Below are 18,605 nucleotides of genomic sequence, written 5' to 3' on the forward strand. Positions count from 1 at the left end.
TGAATCATCGCAGGTCGGAAGCACCCTTCCTCCATGAAGTGACTGGCTGTCACTGAAGCTCCTGGTGCCGTGAATTCGTGAGGCCGGGCGGTGGATTGCGCCGCGTTGGCGATCAACGCGCGGGCCCGGTCGTTCTGGTAGATGAAGCTCCGGGAGACGTCGGCCTGGCGGGCAACGGCGGCCTTGGTGATGGGGGTCCGATCGCGGCGCATGTGACGGAGAGCAGTCTGGATGCGTTCGAGCATGGCCTCGGTCGTCTGCCGGCGAGCTTCGTTGGCGGCCTCGGTCTGTGGTGCGGGACTGTTCATGATGTCGCTTCCTCGAGCAGGTCGCTGTCGGCCGCGGCGAGGTCGGAGGCCCGGAAGTTGATCGACCAGATCCGCTGGTAGTAGTCCTGGGGGCGGCGGAGATCGAGCGCGAGGGCCTGTTCGAGGAGTCCGAGCCCGGCCAGGGCGTTCTCCAGGCCCTCGATGGCGCGGGCGGTCGGTTCGAAGGTCTGGTGCAGGTAGTCGGCGATCTCGTCGGTGGGAGCGCGCTCAGCGTATGACCGCCACTGCTCTTGCTTACGACGCCAATAGAGCAGGTCGGCGCCCGAGAGGACGAACTTGTCGCAGCCCTCGCAGTTCATCTTCCAGGGGCAGGCGTCGCCGTTAACGACGGGCTGGTAGGTGCAGACTCCGCCTTCGGCCGGGGTGCTGGTTCGACTGAGGTCGATCGCCAGAGCCTGCGCTTCGGCGCGAGACAGAGGTTCAAGCCCTCCGAAGAGGGGCGCCCCGGGCTCGGCGGCTCCCGGCCCGGCGACCCAGACAGTGCTGAGGAGATCGTCGAGGTCGGAGGGAGCGACCTTGGCGTAGTGCTCGGCCATCCGGTCGCTGACCTGCCCGAGGTAGCGGCGGATATGGGCGAGGCTGGCGCCAGCTGCCAGGAGCTTGGTGGCCATCGTGTGGCGGGCCTGGTGGATGACGCTCCCGCCGAGGTTCAGCCCGTCCACCCACTCCTTGAAAGAGGAGCTGAAGAAGCCGTAGGAGATCGACAGGTCTCCGAAGGGGCTGCGGACATCAGTCGGGAAAAGTGCCATCTGCTTGCGCTCGTCCGGGTTCGGGACCCGCCCGTTCCGGTCCTCGAATGAGGCAAGGGTCTTGTCCCGGCGTTCACCGAGTCGGGTGTAGAGGTATTCGGGGATCCGGATGCCCTCGTTGTAGTTGCCGACCTTGGTCTGGTCGTGCCAGAGCATCGGCAGGCCGCGGTAGCGGCCGGTGCAGTCCAGCCTGAGCTCGATGATCTCGCTGCAACGGCGGCCCGTCGCGACGATGGCCTCCCAGATGTCGCGCAAGCCCCGGTCGTTCGGATCGAAGTTCGCCGCGAACATCTTCAGATTGGTGTCGTCGGCGAGGGCCCGGGCGACTTCGTCCGTGAACGGGTTCCGGGAGACCTTGCGGTCCTTGCCTCCGGTCGGCAGTGCGGAGACGAAGGTGTGATCCAGGCCGACTTGGGCGCACTGGCCGGAGCTCAGCGCGTCCAGCATGAGCTTGCGGGCGTAGACGAACGTGGTGCGGCGGCTGCCGAAAGTGACCGTGGAGGGCTTGCCGTCAGACCGGACGATGCCCAGGGAGGGAAGGCTGTGCCGTTCCCGGTTCAGCAGATCGGCAGCGAACCGCTGGGCGTGCTCGGCGCCCAACAGGGTGGGGTCGTGGCCGCCTTGCGGCGCGTCGACCTCGAGGAACGCACCCAGCTCGACGCAGGCTCGCCTGACGTAGTCGAACGGGCCGCGAGAGCGCGGGCATTGGGCCGACCGGAGCATGCCGGCGATGTACTCCCAGAGCACGTCGCGGAGCCACTGCTGCGAGATGGCCGCGAGGTCGAAGTGGCTCTGGGCCTTGGGGAATCGGCGGCCGAAGTGCTCGGTCTCGATGAAGCCGGCCTCTTTGGTGTCCGCAGGGCTGTAGTAGACGCAGCGCAGACCGTTCGAGATCTCCAGGACGATCCTCCGAACGCGTGAGTCGAAGCCCTTCCTTGACCGTCCGTCGCTCTCTCCGGTGCTGGCGAAGTCAACCAGCGAGGTCATCTTCTGCTGTCGGCAGTAATTCGCCAGACCTTGGACGGACCCAATGTCCCAGTGGGTGCGGTGCTTGAGCTGGGCATGGGAATTCAGCCCCCACTTGATCTCCGCCTTGATAAGCGGGTGCAGCCCGGTCAGGTTGAGCAAGCCCATCCGGTGTACGGGATTCTGCTTCGCGCACCACCGCAGGAAGGCGGCCTTGTCGTCAAAGAAGACCTGTACCGGTTCTCCGCGGGAGGCTGCGGTCCGCCGCCACTGCGACGGGACGACCGCACCACCCGGCTTCCCATCCCGGTAGTAGCGGTCCTGGTGCGGCGCGCACAACCTGGGCGGCGAAGCCGCCAGGTAGGGGCAGGACGGGACCCGGCAAGCGCCGAAGCTCTCGAAGGGCGTTGCAGACTCCAGCCACTCCTCAAATCGGAGCTGAGGGTCGAGTTCCTGCTGATAACGCCACCGGCCGTCATGTGATTTGCAGAGCCGCGTGGTACTGGAACTCGCCGGCAGCCCAGGGCAGATGCGACATAGCCCCAGATCGATGCCGTCCTTCGGGAAGAGCGGAGACGCGGCCTTGGCGAACGCGGCCTGCCCCATCCCGTTGGCCTTCCGTTCGCGATGGTGATCCTCGCAGAACCGGATACCCAAGCGTCGATAGCGTTCGCATTTCACGACGTCGCAGCGCCAGGCGTAGACGGCGTGGTGGGGCGGGACCTCGATCAGGTCGGGTCGGTAGAGAGGGTCAAAGCCGGGGCCTTCAATCACTGCGGTCAGCAGTTCAAGTCGATCCCTCTTGACCCGGCTGACGGGTTCGGTGAGCAGTGTCAGAGAGGTCATCGCTGTTCTTCCCAGACTCGGTCCAACGCCGCTGCGAACTTGGGGTCGTGAACATCGGCGTGGCCGTAGATCTCGTCGACGGTTGTCGCCGAGGCCCAGCCGCCGGCGTCCCGCGCGATGAGCGTGTTGCCGTCGGCAGCATCGAGGACATTCGTCGCAAAGAGGTGACGGAATTCGTGCGGATTAATCTTCCCGAGCTGCAGGCGGTAGCCGGCCCTGTTGAGCACCTGCCGGGCTCCCGCCGTGGACCACGGCTGGCCCTTGTTCTTCCCGTGCAACTGGACCATGAGCATGCCGTGGCCGGCGTCGCGGGGATACTCCGTCGTCATGTAGTCGAAGTAGGTGTGGATCATCGCCGGGCTTGCCCGGCGCACGGCCCCGCCCGTCACCACGCCGTCTCTGATCGTCCATTCCGGCTTGGTCTTCGCCCGGCTCCGGTTGGGGTTGACCTCCCGGTGGCAGATGTGGACGTGCGGCCCGCGGCACTCGCCGCAGGCGGCTCCTTCCCGAAGATGAAGGTCGATGAGGTGGAAGCCGCAGAACTCCCCGATGCGGAATCCGCCGTCTGCCAGCCAGGTCACCATCATGCGGTCCCTCGCCGAGTGGAACTCCTCGTAGAGCGCACCCCGGGCGCCTTCGGGCGGCATCTTCGGATGCCGTCGACGAACCGTTCGGGTCGGTCGCAACGGGTTGGTCGGCATCTCCTGGATCGCGTGGCCAAGGAAGTGCCGTCGTCGGTCGGACTTGGTCGGCAGCCGCGTCCGCGAGAATTCCTCGGCGAGCTCCCGGCTTCCTCCATGGGCGCTGGCGTGCAGGTAGAAGCCTTTCAGGCAAGCCGCCGTGGTGTCCAAGGCGCTCTGCCCGTACGGACGCTTGCCCTGCCGCCAGGGTCGTCCGTACGGACCTCTGAACTCCGCCCCGACCGCCCCCATGTACCGCTTGAGGTCCTGCAGCGAGACCGTCTCGGCCGCCAGGCCCTCGAACTCGAGCCACCTCAAATGGTCGACCAGCAAGTACGCGTAGGTCCGATCAGTCCCACCGCTGCAGGACCGCAGGAATCCGTCAGCCAGCCGGCGGACGGAGCCGTCCGCCTCCAAGATCGTGTAGGACACGCGTCCCGACGAGTGCTCCAACTCCTGCACTCGCAGGTCCCCCAACACCAGCCTGCGCGCCACGCATACTCCGACATCCCCGAACGTCACACACGTCGAATGAGCGTGCAGGAAATGATCCTACTGGCCATGATCATCGCGCAGTCACACACGTTGCATGCATGCGTAAGGCCGGTGAGTAAAGTTCATCTCGGTCATGAAGCGGGTGGAGCCGCAGATCACGACGATACGCGGGAGGCTCAACAGCTTCTTCGCGTCGGCGAGCTTCTCCTCGGGGGTGAGCAGTTGCGGGTATGACACTGGTTCCTCCTGGTGGTGTGGTCCAAGGGGTGCCTGCGGAGACGAGAACGAGGGTGCCCAAGATCGTTTTGTGACGAACGACGTGGACACCCTCGCGACAGCACTCTATGCAACGACCGACGACATGCTGAAGGAGCATCCCGTAATACGCACGCCGCTGAGCGCGGAGGCGTCGCGCTCGCGACGTGAACATGTCCGCGGGCATCTCCGCCGGCGGTCCGGGGGCCGCCTACGGCGAGTCGTCGCATACCTGATGGACCGTCACATCGAGCGCGCGGTGACGCTGCTGCGGCGTGGCGACCTCAGCGTCCCCGAGGTCTGCTTCGCGGTCGGCTGCGCGTCGCTGGGCACGTTCACCACCCGCTTCACCGAGCTGGTCGGCATGCCGCCCGGAGGCTTCCTGCGCCGGGCGGCTGATGTAGCGGCAGACCATGCTGATGTTGCGGGTACGGCCCGCGTGTGCGGGCCGATCCGCCACGCCGTCAGGTGTCGCTGCCGCGGCTCAAAGACCGATGCGGGGCCGGTGGCTCCCGGGACGGCTCGCCCTCCCCCGCGGGCCCGGACGACGAACCCGGTGCGCGCAAGGACGTGGCGGATGACAGCAGCAACAGCGCTCCGAGCATCACGAACGGCGCCGCCACACCCGCGACCCGGGCGATCAGGCCCGCGGCGGCGGGGGCGCCGACCTGGCCGAGGCGGTTGCCGGTCAGCCCAGGGCGAGGGCCGTGGAGCGGGCATCGTCGGGGGCGGCCCGGACGACCGTCGTCATGGACAGCGGCTGGCCCACGCCCAGGCAGAAGCCGAGGGCGGCCAGGATCAGGCCCAGCGCCCACACGGGCACGGGGAGCGCGATGCCCGCGCACAGCAGGGCAGCCAGCAGGAGGAGGGCGTACGCACCGGCGATGACACCGACGGCCCGCTCGTCCGCGCCCAGCGCGAGGGCCCGGTAGGAGACGGCGGGCCGGGCCATCGACACCGCCCCTTGCGCGAAGCCAAGGCGATGACGAGGCGGAGCAGCCAGCCGCGGTTCCCACCGGGCCTCACGATGACGTCCTCCATGAGGGCTCAGATGATTCCCATGAGCATCCCTGCCCCGAGGATGACGAGGCATGTGAGGGCCGCCCACTTGACCACGAACCGCGTGTGGTCGCCGAACTCCACCTTGGCCATGCCGACCAGGACGTACACGGCCGGGACGAGCGGGCTGGACATGTGCAGCGGCTGGCCGACCAGCGAGGCGCGGGCCATCTCCAGCGGCGTGACGCCGTGCGCGGCGCCGGCCTCGGCGAGGACCGGCAGGACGCCGAAGTAGAAGCCGTCGTTCGACATGAAGTAGGTCAGCGGCAGGCTCAGCACGCCGGTGACGAGGGCCATGTGCGGGCCCATGCCCGTGGGGATGACGTCCACCATCCACTTGGCCATGTGGTCGACCATGCCGGTGCCCTGGAGCACGCCGGTGAAGACGGCGGCGGCGAAGACCATGCCGGAGACGTTGAGGACGTTGTCGGCGTGGGCGGCAAGCCGGGCCCGCTGCTCGGGAATGCGCGGGAAGTTGACGGTGAGGGCGAGCGCGGCGCCCAGCAGGAACAGCACCGGGATCGGCAGCCACTCCATGATCATGGCGGTGAGCAGGACCACGGTGAGCAGCGCGTTGAACCAGTACAGCTTGGGGCGCAGGGTGGCGCGGTTCGGGTCCAGGCCCTTGAAGTCGTCGTCCGCGTCAGCACCGGCGCCAAAGCCCGCGCCGCCCGTCGGAGCAGCGGCCTTGCCGGAACCGGAGCCGGAGCCCACCAGGACGGTCTCCTTCTCCTCGACGCTCTCCTCCACCAGCGCCTCGTCCAGCGTCAGCACACCCAGCCGCCGGCGCTCGCGCACGCCGAGGACGTATGACAGGACGAAGACGAAGAGCAGGCCCACCAGCAGCGCCGGGATCATCGGGACGAAGATGTCGCTGGCGTCCAGCTTGAGCGCGGTGGCGGCGCGGGCGGTCGGGCCGCCCCACGGCAGGGTGTTCATCACGCCGTTGGCCATGGCGGCGACACCGGTCATCACGACCAGGCTCATCTTCAGGCGCTTGTACAGCGGGTACATCGCCGAGACCGTGATCATGAAGGTGGTCGAGCCGTCGCCGTCCAGCGACACGATCGAGGCGAGCAGGGCGGTGCCGACGACGATCCGCATCGGGTCGGCCTTGCAGAATTTGAGGATCCCGCGGACGACCGGGTCGAAGAGCCCGACGTCGATCATCAGTCCGAAGTAGACGATCGCGAACATGAGCATCGCCGCGGTGGGGGCGAGGCTGGTCACGCCGTCGATGACATAGTCGCCGAGCTTGGCGCCCTTGCCGACGAACACGCAGAACAGCGCGGGAATCAGCACGAGCGCCGCGATCGGCGACATCTTCTTCATCATGATCAGGACCAGGAAGGTCGCGATCATGGCGAAGCCGAGGATGGTCAGCATGTATGGATACCTAACGTTCGCCCTTGAACATCCCACCAGGGCCGGCGGTGCGAAGGACGTTAGGTGCCGTCAAGCGGCGTTAACAAGACGTTGACATGCGAGCAATAAGCGCAAAACTCCTGGTCACAGCTTTGCTCAGGTCAGCGGGGTGAGCTTTTCGGTCACGCGGGCGGTCTCACTCGGGTGCGCGGGGGCGACCTCGACGGGTACGCCGTTGAGGACCGCGTTGCCCGACAGCGGGTCGAGCAGACTGCCGTCGAGGAGCTGGTTGACGTTGACGCCGGGGTCCTGTGCGGCGTGGGTCAGCCCGGTGCCGGGCCGGTCGTGACCCCAGCCGTGCGGCATGCTCACCACGCCCCGGCGCACCGCGTCGGTGACCTCGGCGGTCGTGGTCACCTCTCCCCCGGCGCCCTTGACGCGTACGGCCGCCCCGTCCCGCACGCCGAGCCGTTCGGCGTCCTCGGGGTGGAGGTGCAGGGTGCAGCGGTTGGAACCGCCGGTCAGGGCGGGCACGTTGTGCAGCCAGCTGTTGCTGGAGCGCAGGTGACGGCGGCCGACGAGAACGAGCCCGGCGGGACGCTGATCCAGCGCCGCATGCAGTCTCGGCAGATCGTCGGCGATGGGCTGCGGCAGCAGCTCGACCTTGCCGCTCCTGGTCTTCAGCGGCTGCGGCAGGCGGGGCTCGAGGGGGCCGAGGTCGATGCCGTGCGGGTGGGCCAGCAGTTTCTCCAGGGTGAGTCCGTCCGGTTGTACGCCGAAGCCGTCGCCGTAAGGGCCGAGGCGCAGCATCATGTCGAGCCGCCGCTCGGGGCCGTCGGCGCCGGTGAGCCGGGCGGCGAGGTCGCGGGGGTCGCGGCCGTACGCGGGTGAGTGCTCTGCGCGCACCGCCTTGCCGAGGGTCTGGTCGATGACCAGGGCGTCGACCGCGGACGGGTCGGCGCCGTGCATGCCCGTGGCGGCGAGGGTGAGCCGGGCCAGGATCTCGGTCTCGGCCATGCGGCCGGGCTCCAGGGGGATCGCTGGGCGGGTGTAGCGGACCTGGTTGTGGACGGCGAGGGTGTTGAAGGCGAAGTCGTGGTGCGGGCTCTGGGCGGGCGGGGGCGGCGGCAGGACGACGTGGGCGTGGCGCGAGGTCTCGTTGAGGTAGGGGTCGACGCTGACCATGAAGTCGAGCGAGTCCAGGGCCTTGTCGAGGCGGTCGCCATCGGGTGCGGACAGCACGGGATTGGCGGCGACGGCGATCAGCGCCCGGATCGGCTCCCCGTCCCCGGTCGCGGTGTCGATCTCCTCGGCGAGCGCGGCGAGCGGCAACTCCCCTTTCGCCTCGGGGTGCCGGCTCACCCGGGAGTGCCAGCGCCCGAGGGCGAAGCCGCGGCCGGGTCCGGCGGGGCGGGGCGTCTTGTCGGTGGCGGCCTGCGGGAAGAGGGCGCCGCCGGGCCGGTCGAGGTTGCCGGTGAGGACGTTGAGCACGTCGACGAGCCAGCTGGCGAGCGTGCCGTGCGCGACGGTGCAGCTGCCGATACGGCCGTAGACGGCGGCGGTGGGGGCGGCGGCGAGCTCCCGGGCGAGGGCGCGGATCGTGTCCGCGTCCACGTCACAGGCCCCGGCGACCGCCGACGGCGTGAAATCCCTTACGGCGCAGCGCAGTTCGCCGAGTCCCTGGACGTGCGGGGTCAGCTCGCCCGGGTCCGCGAGGTCCTCCTCGAACAGCACGTACGCCATCGCCGCGAGCAGCAGCGCGTCCGTGCCGGGGCGGATCTGGACGTGCCGGTCGGCGAGCCGGGCGGTGCGGGTGCGGCGCGGGTCGATCACGGTGAGGGTGCCGCCGCGGGCTTTGAGCGCCTTGAGCCGGCCGGGGAAGTCGGGCGCGGTGCACAGACTGCCGTTGGATTCCAGGGGGTTGGCGCCGATGAGGAGCAGGTGGTCGGTGCGGTCCAGGTCGGGGACGGGGATGGCGAGGGCGTCGCCGTAGAGGAGCCCGCTGGAGACGTGCTTGGGCATCTGGTCGACCGTGGACGCGGTGAACAGGTTGCGGGTACCGAGGGCGCCGACCAGGACGGGCGGGTAGAGGGCGCCCGCCACGGTGTGCACGGTGGGGTTGCCGAGGACCACGCCGACGGTATGAGGGCCGTACCGCTCCACCACCGGGCGGATGCCTGCGGCGACCGCGTCGAAAGCCTCCTCCCAGGTGGCCTCGCGCAGCTCGCCGCCCTCGCGCACGAGCGGGGCGCGGAGCCGGTCGGGGTCGGCGTCGAGGGCCCCGAAGGAGGCGCCCTTGGGGCAGATGAAGCCCCTGCTGAACACGTCGTGGCGGTCACCGCGCGCGGCGGTGACCCGGGTGCCGTCGATGGTGAGGGTGAGGCCGCAGGTGGCCTCGCACAAAGGGCAGATGCGCAGGGCGGTGCGGGACACGGGTCCTCCCGGAGGTGCGACGACGGTGACGCAAAGACCCGGCGAGCATACCGACTGGTATGCGCAACGGGGAGGGATCGCCGTGGGTGAGGTCGGAAATTCGCGAACCGGCTACCTGAACGCGCTTCGGTCCGTTCACCCGGCCGCTGCTCGGCCCATCACCTGGCCGCCACTCGGCCCGTCAGCCGACCGCCGCGCAGTCCGTCCTCTGTCCGCCGCCCGGCCCGCCCTTGGTCCAGCACCCGTGCCAGATAAGCCCGCAGCAGTTCCCGCATCTCCTCGATGATCTTCTCGTCTCCCTCCGGCGAGACCCGGAAGGCGAGGTGGACGAGGGAGTCGGCGGTTTCCACGGCGATGAGGAAGGTGCGCCGCAGATCCTCGTCGGGCTCGCGGCCGAGGTAGCCGGAGAGCAGGTCGGTGAGGCTGTCGGCGACGCGGGTGTTGGGTTCGGTGTGCCGGGCGCCGACCGGGATCTGGTTGCCGAAGTCGACGAGTGAGAAACCGGGCGCGGTGCGCTTCATCTCCAGGTACTCGTCGAGTACAACGTCGAGCGCCGCGCGCCAGCCCCCGCCCTCGGCCTCCTGCAGGCGCCCGGTGACGCGCTCGGCGTAGCGCTCCAGGTTGCGCTGGGCGAGCGAGTCGGCCATCTGCCGTTTGTTGCCGAAGAAGCGGTAGACCGAGCCGATGGGCACGCCGGCCCGCAGGGCGACGGCGCGGGTGCTCAGATCGTCGTAGCCGACCTCGTCGAGCAGGTCGGCGCAGGCGTCCAGGATCCTGGTCAGACGTTCGGCGCTGCGTCGCTGAACGGGCGCGCGGCGGAGCGAAGTAGCGTGGGACACAGCCACCATGATGCCCTTCCGGCGCGGTCAGGTGAACCGCGGCCCTCGGTACGGCGGTCGGCATCGGCCCCGTCCGCCGGGGTGCCGGCCGGGATGCCGCTCGCACCCCTCGCCGGAGTGCCGCCCGCACCGTCCGTCGCGGTGGGCTCGGGCGACGACGCCGTGATGTCGGCGGTGCTCTCGACGGGCTTGCCGTCGACGGCCCACACCGTGCCGTCGTCGGCGTACAGGCGGGCGGTGACGTGGTGTGTGCCGCGCGGGACGAGGGCGGCGGCGAGGCGGTACTCGGGGGTGCGCAGCCGGGCCACCAGGCGGTCGTTCAGGAACAGTTGGGCGACGCCGCGGCCGACGGTCGCCTCCGGTCTCACGCCGGCCGGGGAGAAGCGGAAGCGGTGCAGGGTCAGGCGTACGCCCCAGTCGCCGCGGGCGGCCGGCTGCACCTGGATGCCGACCTCGGGCGCGCTCTTGTCGTCCACCTCACGGAAGCGCCGCCCTTCCTCGTCCGTGTCGTCGAGGAGCTTGCCCACCGGCGTGAGCGACTCCCCGTTCTCTCCGTCGTTGTTGTTCTGGTTGTTCTGCTCGCGTCCATCGCTGGAGCCGCAGCCCGCGGATCCGGTCAGCAGCAGGACACAGCCCACGAGCGCGGCGAGCAGGCCCCGCGTCCACGCCATGGCGGGAGCGTAGAACAACGGTCCGAAACCTGGATCCCCCTGGAGGCTGGTTCCCGCCGTTCACGATCGTCCGCAGTGAGGAGGCCGGGTGCATATCTTGCGCCCTCGCAACCGCAATCCTACGGTGAACCATAGGAATCAGACCGAAAGGGAGCAGCGATCATGAGCGGGGACGCGCGGAAGACTGCCGAGGGGCTCACGTATCTCTCCGGCTTCGGCAACGAACACAGCTCGGAGGCCGTCCCGGGCGCCCTGCCCGAGGGCCGCAACTCACCCCAGCGCGCCCCGCTCGGGCTGTACGCGGAGCAGGTGAGCGGTACGGCGTTCACCGAGCCGCGGGCGCGCAACCGCCGCTCGTGGCTGTACCGCATCCGCCCGTCGGCCGCGCACCCGTCGTTCACCCGCACCGACAACGGCTGGATCCGTACGGCCCCCTTCACCGAGACTGTGCCCGACCCGAACCGCCTGCGCTGGAACCCGCTGCCGCAGCCGTCGGCCGGCGCGGACTTCCTGGCCGGCCTGTGGACCCTCGGCGGCAACGGCGACGCCACGCAGCGCACCGGCATGGCCGTGCACGTGTACCACGCCGACGCTTCCATGGACCGCGTCTTCAGCGACGCCGACGGCGAGCTGCTGATCGTCCCCGAGCGCGGCGGCCTGCTGCTGCGCACGGAGTTCGGCCTGCTGCACGCCGAGCCCGGCCACGTCGCCCTGATCCCGCGCGGCGTCCGCTTCCGTGTCGGCCTCCTCGACGAGACCGCCCGCGGCTACGTCTGCGAGAACTACGGCGCCCCCTTCCAACTCCCCGACCTCGGCCCGATCGGCGCCAACGGCCTCGCCAACGCCCGCGACTTCCGCGCACCGGTCGCCGCGTACGAGGACGTGGAGGGCCCGGTGGAGGTGGTGAACAAGTTCTGCGGCAACCTCTGGACGGCGGTGTACGACCACTCCCCGCTCGACGTGGTCGCCTGGCACGGCAGCCACGTGCCGTACGTCTACGACCTGCGCCGCTTCAACGTCATCGGCACGATCTCGTACGACCACCCCGACCCGTCGATCTTCACGGTACTGACGTCCCCGTCCGACACCCCCGGCCTGGCCGGCGTCGACTTCGTGGTCTTCGCCCCGCGCTGGCTGGTGGGCGAGGACACCTTCCGGCCGCCGTACTTCCACCGGAACGTGATGAGCGAGTACATGGGCCTGATCGAGGGGGCCTACGACGCGAAGACTGCCGGAAAAGGGGGTTTCGTGCCCGGCGGCGGCTCGCTGCACAACATGATGTCGGCGCACGGTCCTGACCGGGAGACGTTCGAGAGGGCGAGCGCCGCCGAGCTGAGGCCCCAGAAGGTCGACGACGGCCTGGCGTTCATGTTCGAGACGCGCTGGCCGGTGACCCTGACACCGCACGCGGCACAGGCGGAGCACCTGCAACGCCGGTACGACGACGTGTGGCAGGGCCTCGAACGGCACTTCCGCCCCTTGCACTGACCCATTCCTGCCGGTACGGATGGCCCCGTGACCTCCTTCGCCCCGGACTCGATCGCCCTGAACCGCAAACTGCCGCTCTGGTACCAGGTGTCACAGTCGCTGCGTGCTTCGATCCTCGGCCGGTCGCCCGAGGACCCGCTGCGCCTGCCGACGGAGGAGCAGTTGGCGGGGCACTACGGCGTGAGCGTGCTGACCATGCGGCAGGCGCTGAAGGAGCTGGAGGACGAGGGGCTGATCACCCGGCACCGGCGCCGCGGCACGTTCATCGAGCCGCACGCCCTGCGGGGCGCCCCCGTGCGGCTGCTGGGCTCGGTGGACGCGATCGTGGCCCAGCAGTCCGGCATGACGACCGAACTGCTGGAGCACGGCAGCGGGCCGGTGCCGGCCGAACTCGCCGCGTACTTCCCGGACCTCGGGGAGGTGGCGACGTACCACCGGCTGCGCAGTGACGAGAAGACGGGCGAGCCGACCAACCACGCCCGCAACCACGTCCGTCCCGAACTGGCCGCCCGCATCGACCTGGACGACCTGGTCCGCTGGCCGATGACCAAGGTCCTGCGGGATGTCGTCGGGGTGGACATCAGCCGCATCACGGACACGGTGGAGGCCCGGCTCGCCGACCCGGAGACGGCGCGGCTGCTCCAGGTGCCGCTGCTCAGCCCGATCCTGCACTACACGGGGATCACGTACGACACGGACGGGCGGGTGCTGGACGTGGCCGTCATCCACTACCGGGGCGACCGCTTCTCCTTCACGGTGAGCCTGGAAGCCACCTGACCCCTTTGTCGCACCCAGGCCGTACGATGCCCAGCGTGACGCACGACGACGCTCCGCTGCTGGCGGACCTCATGCCGTGGTCCGTCGCACCGCCGCGGCTCGGCCGAGGGTGGCCGACGGCCCCCGACGCGGCATCCCTGAAGGCCCGCTGGGACGCTTTCGTGAAGGCCGAGGGCCCCGACCGCGAGGCCCTGCTGCAGCCGACCCGCTCCCGCACCCTCCACACGGCCGTCGGGCAGTTGCCCGGCCAGTCCGGCGGCACGGAGAAACTGGCCCGCGCCTCGGGCCCCTGCCCGGAGCCGGTACGGGTGCTGCACGCGCCCTTCGACGAACAGTGGCTGATCCCCGACCACCGCCTGATCGACGCGGCCCGCCCCGAACTGTGGCGGGTCGCCGACGACCGGCAGATCTTCGCCGTGGAGACGGCGACCGCCGCCGACTCGACCGGCCCGCCGCTGCTCGCGACCTCGCTGCTGCCCGTGCTGCGCCCGGGCCGTGTCCGGCCCCTGTACCGGCGGCCGTGCGGCGCGGAACCGAACCTGGCACCGGGCCTTCTGGAGACACTGGCCGCACGGCTCGGCCGCTCCCCCGCTCCGGTGGACGTACTGGCCTGGGCCATGGCGGCCGTAGGCCCCGACCTGACCGTCCCCCTCACCGAGGACCCCGACCTCTGGGCGCGGGGCGTGGAACTGGGCCACCGCATCCTCTGGCTGATGCGCCGCAACGGCAACCGCCCCAAACTCCCCGGCGGCCGCCGCCCGTACGTCCGCGCGCCCCTCCCCTCCCGCCCGCTGACCTTGCATTACGACCGCGCCGAGGAAGCCCTGCTCCTGGACGAGGGCCGCATCTCCCCGGTACCACCGCAGGCGTGGGACTTCGAGGTGAGCGGGGTCCGCGTCCTGGACCAGTGGTTCACGACACGCACCACAGAGCCGGAGCCGGGCACACTGGCGGCCATCCGCCCAACCACGTGGTCGCAGACGTGGACATCGGAGCTCCTGGAACTGATCACCATCCTGGCGTTGCTGGCGGAACTCCGCCCGCACCAGAAGGAGTTGACGATCACGGCCCCGATCACAACGACGGACTTGCACAAGGCGGGCGTACTCCCCGCACCACAGCCATCACGCAAACCGGCGTCGGTGCTCGACACCAACGAGGAGGGCCCTGAAGGCCAACTCGCACTGATCTGACCCAAAGGGGCGCCGGGCTGTATCGATATGCGGCTCCGCCGCGTGGGCGCGAGCAACCACCACGTACCCGCAGCCGCCCCCGAACAAGTCACCCCCGCGGCGAGAACGAATCCAACAACCGCACGCTGCCCGTCAGTCGCTCCGCGGTGCCCGTGGGCCAGGCGCTGGCCGGTCTGCTGACGACGGCGGTCGGGCTGGTCCCGCTGCTGCTGGTGGGGCTCGCGATGGGGTGGCGGGTCGAAGGCGGGCGGCTCGCGGCGGCGGGTGCCTTCGGTCTGCTGCTGCTCTTCCGGTTCGCGGCCACCTGGGCCGGCATCCTGCTCGGTTATGCCTCGCAGAGTGAGGAAGCAGCCGGTCAGCTGGGCGGTGCGACCTTCATGCTGCCGCTGCTGTCCAACGCCTGCATCCCGGTCGACGGACTGCCGGGCTGGCTGCGCACGGTTGCCGAGTGGAATCCGATCAGCGCGGTGACGACGGCGGTGCGGGAACTGTGGGGAACGCACCCGTGCCCGAGGGGGCCGCCTGGCCGGTGGCGCGTCCGGTCGCCGGGTCGCTGGCGTGGTGCGGTGTGCTGCTGGCGGCGTGCGTGCCGCTGGCCGTGCGCCGGTACGCGCGCGGCGGGCGGTGAACACACGCCCCGGCAGCGGCGAACGTCGAGCGGGGCGGATGGGGGACGTGCGTGCCCGCGCCCGGTGCACACCGGGGGCTGCTACGCGCCGTGGGGATGACGGACGACGCGTGCGCAGCGTGACGCCGGGGCCGGTGTGGCCGCCGGGCGCGGGACTCAGGGGCGCCCTCCAGGGGCGCCGTGGACGCTCAGCGCCCGCCGAACAGGGAACGGCGCAGCCGGCGCAGCGGCGCGAAGAGCGAGACCCGGCGGACGCGCGCACGCCTGCTGCCGCGCTCCTGCTCGGGCTCACGCGCGGTCAGCTCACGCATCAGCGACGTCGCCTCGACCGTCTCGCCCTGCGGGACCGCGGGACCCCCCAGCACCGAGAGATGGCGGTCGAGGCGCGAACTGGTCGCGCTGCTGCCGCAGGTGATCGCAGGGACCCTGGCCCTGCTGCGCACTGTTATCTGTTCCATGTCACTCCCCACCCGTACGAGTCCACCCGGCCCGGGCAGAGTAACCCTATCGCTCCCGTGGGGCACTCGTGTATCGCGGTCACAGGATTCACCTTCCCCGCAAGACGGTTGACGCCCCTTTGCTCATCATCCTCCGAATCCAACTGATTTCAGGGCGAGTTGGACAACCGGCTGGGTAGTGGGCTGCGGCGAGCCGCCGCCCGGCTCGACGGTCACGGCCAGTGACGTCGCGGAGCGGTCGAGACCGGCCGCGACCAGGGGCGTGTCGCCGTCGAAGAGCCCGAGGGAGCGTGGTTGCACGTCGGGGCGCATGAGCCACAGCTGGTGCACCCGGCCGCCCGGCAACTCGCCGTATCCGGCGAGGGTGACCACCGCGCGCCCCTCCGACGCGGAGGCGATCACCCCGATCGTCCGGCCCCGGGCGTCCCGGCCGGTGGCCACGCGGGCATCCGGGGCTGCGAGAACGTGGGCGATCTCACGCGACTGGGACCGCTCGGCGTTCAGCCGGTCCTCGGTCCGGCCCGCCTGGACGGCGAACAGCGAGGCGACGACCAGGGCCCCGGCGGCCGTCGCCGTGGCGAACGGCACGAGCAGGGTGCGCAGCCGGGGCGCACGGGAGCGGGGCGGCGGCTGGGTGCCCCACACGTGCGGCGGCAGTTGCGGCGCATGCGCGCGTGGTGCTTCCCGGGGGGCGGGCTCCTGCGGAGTCGCGCGTACGGCGGCCAGGACCCGGGAGCGCATCGCGGCCGGCGGCGGGGCGGCCGTGGACCAGGCCAGCCGGACGGCGTCCTCGGACAGGGCGCGCACCTCGGCGGCGCACCGGTCGCAGCTCTTGCGGTGTTTCTCGAAGCGGCGCCGCTCGTCGCCTTCGAGGGCGTCCAGCGCGTAGGGGGCGGCGAGGGAGTGCAGGTCCTCCCGGCGCAGCAGGCGGTCCAGGACGTTCATGCGGCACCTCCCAGGCACTCACGCAGCCGGGTCAGTCCGTCCCGCATCCGGGTCTTCACCGTGCCCAGGGGCAGCGACAGCCGCTCGGCCACCTCACGGTACGTGTAGCCCTCGTAGTAGGCCAGGGTGACCGACTGGCGTTGCAGGGCGGTGAGCCGGTCCAGGCAGCGGCGCACCCACTCGCGCTCCAGGCCGGCCTCGACCTCCTCTGCCACGTGGTCGAAGGCGGGGCCCTCAGCGCGCTGTGCCTCGCGCTGCTCGCGTTCGCCGGCCGCGCGGGCGCTGCGCACCCGGTCGACGGCGCGGCGGTGGGCGAGGGTGAGGATCCAGGACAGGGCGCTGCCCCGGCCCGGGTCGAACTTCGCGGCGGACCGCCAGAGTTCGAGCAGCACCTCCTGGGAGACCTCCTCGGACTGCGCGGGGTCACGCACCACGCGCCGTACGAGCCCGTACACGGGCCCGGACACCAGCCCGTACAGCTGCTCGAAGGCGTACTGGTCGCCTCCGGCGACGCGCAGCAGAAGCTCGTCCGCCTCCCCCCGGTCCCCCTCTCTCCGGCCGCACCCGGCCCGTCCCCTCACACGCGGCATGCGCCCCTCCCTCTCACACCAGGCATTCGCAGCGAGCGCGCCTCCGGATGGGGTTACGGATCGGCGGGCCGAAAACGCGGGTCGGCGGCAGGATGAAGTCAGGAAGAAGTACGGCGGCAAGAAGTTTTGAGATTCCACCAATCCGGTCCGCCACCCGCTCCGAATCCCCCGGCGTCAGGCAAGTTGGCACTGAGGACGGACGGCATGACACCAATCTCCAGGACCGGTGCGGGACGCAGGAGCCTCGCGACCCTGATCTGTGGTGCGCTGGCCGCCGGCGGGCTCGCAGCCGCCGGTGTGACCGCGCTGGCACCCGGGGCGGCCTCCGCCTCCAGCCACCGGGAGGCCCCGCTGATCTCGGGGACACCGCAGTACGACAACACGGACGTGTACGCGTTCGTCAGCCCGGACAAGCCGGACACGACCACGATCGTCGCGAACTGGATCCCCTTCGAGGAGCCGGCCGGCGGTCCGAACTTCTTCACCTTCGCCGAGGACGCCGAGTACGACCTGCGCATCGACAGCAACGGTGACGCGCAGGAAGACCTGCTGTTCCGGTACACGTTCAAGACGCAGGTCAAGAACGAGAAGACGTTCCTGTACAACACCGGGACGGTCGAGAGCCTCGACGACCCCGACCTCAACATCACACAGACGTACGACATCGAGCTGATCAAGCTGCGCCACCTGAAGGCTGTGTCGAAGACGAAGGTCGCCGACGACGTGCCGGTGGCCCCGTCGAACGTCGGCAAGGCCTCGATGCCGGACTACAACACGCTGCGCAAGCAGGCGATCCACAAGCTTGCCGGGGGCGCCCAGACGTTCGCAGGCCAGGCCGACGACCCGTTCTTCCTTGACCTGCGCGTCTTCGACCTGCTGTACGGCGGGAACCTGTCCGAGGTCGGCAACGACACCCTCAAGGGCTACAACGTCAACTCGATCGCCCTGCAGGTCCCCAACAGCTTCATCGCCGAGTCGCACGACCAGCCGGTCGTCGGCATCTGGTCGACCACGCAGCGCAAGAACGCGCAGGGCGACTTCACGCAGGTCTCGCGGCTGGGCATGCCACTGGTGAACGAGGTCGTCAACCCGATGAAGGACAAGGACACGTTCAACGCGTCCACACCGCGCGGTGACGCCCAGTTCCTGACGAACGTCACCAATCCGGAGCTGCCGAAGCTCATCGAGGGGATCTACAAGATCCCGGCGCCCAAGGAGCCGCGCAACGACCTGGTCGACGTCTTCCTCAAGGGCGTCGAGGGCCTCAACCAGCCGCCGCACGTCACACCGTCGGAGATGCTGCGCCTGAACACCTCGATCAAGCCGGCCGCCGAGCCGAAGCGGCTGGGCGTCCTGGACGGCGACAACGCGGGCTTCCCGAACGGGCGGCGGCTGACCGACGACGTGATCGACGCCTCGCTGCAGGTCGTCGAGGGCGAACTGCTGGGCGCCAAGAACGACCTGGGTGACGCGGTCGACGCCAACGACAAGGACTTCGAGAAGGCGTTCCCGTACGTCGCCCTGCCGACGGAGGGCTCGCGCGGTCCGCTCGCCAAGGGCACGTCCGGCGGCAACGACGTGCGCAACCAGCTGGGCGACGCGCTCCAGCCGGCCGGTGCGCGGGGCTCCGACGACATGACCCTGATCGCCGCCTCGGCGGGCGCGGGTGCGGGCGGCATCCTCCTGATCGGCGCGGCCCTGATGTGGTGGCGCCGGATGCGCGGCCGGGCGTACTGACCCGCCGCCCCACGATCTGGCGCGGCCCGTACGCAAGCACCCATCCCCCCACGGCGCACGGGCCGCGCCTTTTACGACAACTCCCGTTCAGCAAGCCGACTG

At 70.2% G+C, this 18,605-nt stretch carries 14 protein-coding genes and 4 pseudogenes; 6 read left to right on the forward strand and 12 right to left on the reverse strand.

All coding sequences use genetic code 11. The features are described 5' to 3' along the window. The 4 genes from H8R17_RS38030 to H8R17_RS38045 all read right to left on the reverse strand — a co-directional run. A partial coding sequence (locus H8R17_RS38030; protein WP_223125954.1) for a DUF6262 family protein occupies positions 1-308 on the reverse strand: 308 nt, incomplete at its 3' end. Next, positions 305-2,212, reverse strand: coding sequence for a site-specific integrase (locus tag H8R17_RS38035; protein ID WP_262505837.1), 1,908 nt, complete (start codon positions 2,210-2,212; stop codon positions 305-307). The genes H8R17_RS38035 and H8R17_RS38030, both read right to left, overlap by 4 nt. Before the next feature lie 674 nt (positions 2,213-2,886). Next, positions 2,887-4,065: a tyrosine-type recombinase/integrase gene (locus tag H8R17_RS38040; RefSeq protein ID WP_187827771.1), complete on the reverse strand. Its 1,179-nt coding sequence runs from the start codon at positions 4,063-4,065 to the stop codon at positions 2,887-2,889. An 81-nt stretch (positions 4,066-4,146) separates the two neighbouring features. Beyond that, positions 4,147-4,302: a hypothetical protein gene (locus H8R17_RS38045; protein WP_187827787.1), complete on the reverse strand. Its 156-nt coding sequence runs from the start codon at positions 4,300-4,302 to the stop codon at positions 4,147-4,149. A gap of 253 nt (positions 4,303-4,555) precedes the next feature. Here H8R17_RS38045 and H8R17_RS49545 point away from each other — a divergent pair. After that, a pseudogene (locus H8R17_RS49545) lies at positions 4,556-4,651 on the forward strand (AraC family transcriptional regulator); the annotation flags it as partial. A gap of 133 nt (positions 4,652-4,784) precedes the next feature. Here the strand turns inward: H8R17_RS49545 and H8R17_RS38055 are convergent. The 5 genes and pseudogenes from H8R17_RS38055 to H8R17_RS38075 form a co-directional block, all read right to left on the reverse strand. Continuing rightward, a pseudogene (locus H8R17_RS38055) lies at positions 4,785-5,182 on the reverse strand (MFS transporter); the annotation flags it as partial. A 185-nt stretch (positions 5,183-5,367) separates the two neighbouring features. After that, on the reverse strand, positions 5,368-6,765 hold the full coding sequence (locus H8R17_RS38060) for a CitMHS family transporter (RefSeq protein ID WP_187827772.1): 1,398 nt from the start codon (positions 6,763-6,765) through the stop codon (positions 5,368-5,370). A gap of 135 nt (positions 6,766-6,900) precedes the next feature. Further along, complete coding sequence (locus H8R17_RS38065; RefSeq protein WP_187827773.1) at positions 6,901-9,177, reverse strand: molybdopterin oxidoreductase family protein; 2,277 nt, start codon at positions 9,175-9,177, stop codon at positions 6,901-6,903. 233 nt (positions 9,178-9,410) lie between these two features. Then, positions 9,411-10,025: pseudogene (locus tag H8R17_RS38070) on the reverse strand (TetR family transcriptional regulator); the annotation flags it as partial. Then, positions 9,956-10,687 (reverse strand): hypothetical protein, encoded by a 732-nt coding sequence (locus H8R17_RS38075; RefSeq protein ID WP_262505838.1) that lies wholly within the window; start codon positions 10,685-10,687, stop codon positions 9,956-9,958. The pseudogene H8R17_RS38070 and the gene H8R17_RS38075, both read right to left, overlap by 70 nt. 162 nt (positions 10,688-10,849) lie before the next feature. Here H8R17_RS38075 and hmgA point away from each other — a divergent pair, with 162 nt between their 5' ends. The 4 genes and pseudogenes from hmgA to H8R17_RS38095 form a co-directional block, all read left to right on the forward strand. Next, on the forward strand, positions 10,850-12,175 hold the full coding sequence (hmgA, locus tag H8R17_RS38080) for a homogentisate 1,2-dioxygenase (protein ID WP_187827775.1): 1,326 nt from the start codon (positions 10,850-10,852) through the stop codon (positions 12,173-12,175). Positions 12,176-12,202: 27 nt separating this feature from the next. Continuing rightward, positions 12,203-12,952, forward strand: coding sequence for a GntR family transcriptional regulator (locus tag H8R17_RS38085; protein WP_187827776.1), 750 nt, complete (start codon positions 12,203-12,205; stop codon positions 12,950-12,952). 26 nt (positions 12,953-12,978) lie between these two features. Next, a complete protein-coding gene (locus H8R17_RS38090; RefSeq protein ID WP_187827777.1) occupies positions 12,979-14,145 on the forward strand; it encodes a type ISP restriction/modification enzyme in 1,167 nt (388 codons plus the stop codon). 119 nt (positions 14,146-14,264) lie between these two features. Continuing rightward, positions 14,265-14,773 (forward strand): annotated as a pseudogene (locus H8R17_RS38095) (ABC transporter permease); the annotation flags it as partial. Positions 14,774-14,961: 188 nt separating this feature from the next. Here the strand turns inward: H8R17_RS38095 and H8R17_RS38100 are convergent. The 3 genes from H8R17_RS38100 to H8R17_RS38110 all read right to left on the reverse strand — a co-directional run bounded on the left by H8R17_RS38100 (position 14,962) and on the right by H8R17_RS38110 (position 16,766). Continuing rightward, the gene (locus tag H8R17_RS38100) at positions 14,962-15,231 is read right to left on the reverse strand and encodes a hypothetical protein (protein ID WP_187827778.1); all 270 of its coding nucleotides are present in this window, start codon (positions 15,229-15,231) and stop codon (positions 14,962-14,964) included. 126 nt (positions 15,232-15,357) lie between these two features. Beyond that, entirely contained in the window at positions 15,358-16,176 is an 819-nt protein-coding gene (locus H8R17_RS38105) for an anti-sigma factor domain-containing protein (protein WP_187827779.1), read from the reverse strand. Next, entirely contained in the window at positions 16,173-16,766 is a 594-nt protein-coding gene (locus tag H8R17_RS38110) for a sigma-70 family RNA polymerase sigma factor (RefSeq protein ID WP_187827780.1), read from the reverse strand. The genes H8R17_RS38105 and H8R17_RS38110 overlap by 4 nt, the downstream gene beginning before the upstream one ends. Before the next feature lie 204 nt (positions 16,767-16,970). Here H8R17_RS38110 and H8R17_RS38115 point away from each other — a divergent pair, with 204 nt between their 5' ends. Further along, positions 16,971-18,503, forward strand: coding sequence for a DUF4331 domain-containing protein (locus H8R17_RS38115; RefSeq protein ID WP_187827781.1), 1,533 nt, complete (start codon positions 16,971-16,973; stop codon positions 18,501-18,503). The last annotated feature ends 102 nt before the right edge of the window (positions 18,504-18,605 follow it).

This window comes from Streptomyces sp. TRM68367, from assembly GCF_014495685.1.
GTDB lineage: Bacteria > Actinomycetota > Actinomycetes > Streptomycetales > Streptomycetaceae > Streptomyces.

Bases quoted from the DNA above. Each gene is read 5' to 3' on its own strand.
- H8R17_RS38110 (WP_187827780.1), bottom strand. From the start codon at position 16,766: ATGCCGCGTGTGAGGGGACGGGCCGGGTGCGGCCGGAGAGAGGGGGAC.
- H8R17_RS38105 (WP_187827779.1), bottom strand. From the start codon at position 16,176: ATGAACGTCCTGGACCGCCTGCTGCGCCGGGAGGACCTGCACTCCCTC.
- H8R17_RS38115 (WP_187827781.1), top strand. From the start codon at position 16,971: ATGACACCAATCTCCAGGACCGGTGCGGGACGCAGGAGCCTCGCGACC.
- H8R17_RS38090 (WP_187827777.1), top strand. From the start codon at position 12,979: ATGCCCAGCGTGACGCACGACGACGCTCCGCTGCTGGCGGACCTCATG.
- H8R17_RS38100 (WP_187827778.1), bottom strand. From the start codon at position 15,231: ATGGAACAGATAACAGTGCGCAGCAGGGCCAGGGTCCCTGCGATCACC.
- H8R17_RS38035 (WP_262505837.1), bottom strand. From the start codon at position 2,212: ATGGGCTTGCTCAACCTGACCGGGCTGCACCCGCTTATCAAGGCGGAG.
- H8R17_RS38075 (WP_262505838.1), bottom strand. From the start codon at position 10,687: ATGGCGTGGACGCGGGGCCTGCTCGCCGCGCTCGTGGGCTGTGTCCTG.
- hmgA (WP_187827775.1), top strand. From the start codon at position 10,850: ATGAGCGGGGACGCGCGGAAGACTGCCGAGGGGCTCACGTATCTCTCC.
- H8R17_RS38060 (WP_187827772.1), bottom strand. From the start codon at position 6,765: ATGCTGACCATCCTCGGCTTCGCCATGATCGCGACCTTCCTGGTCCTG.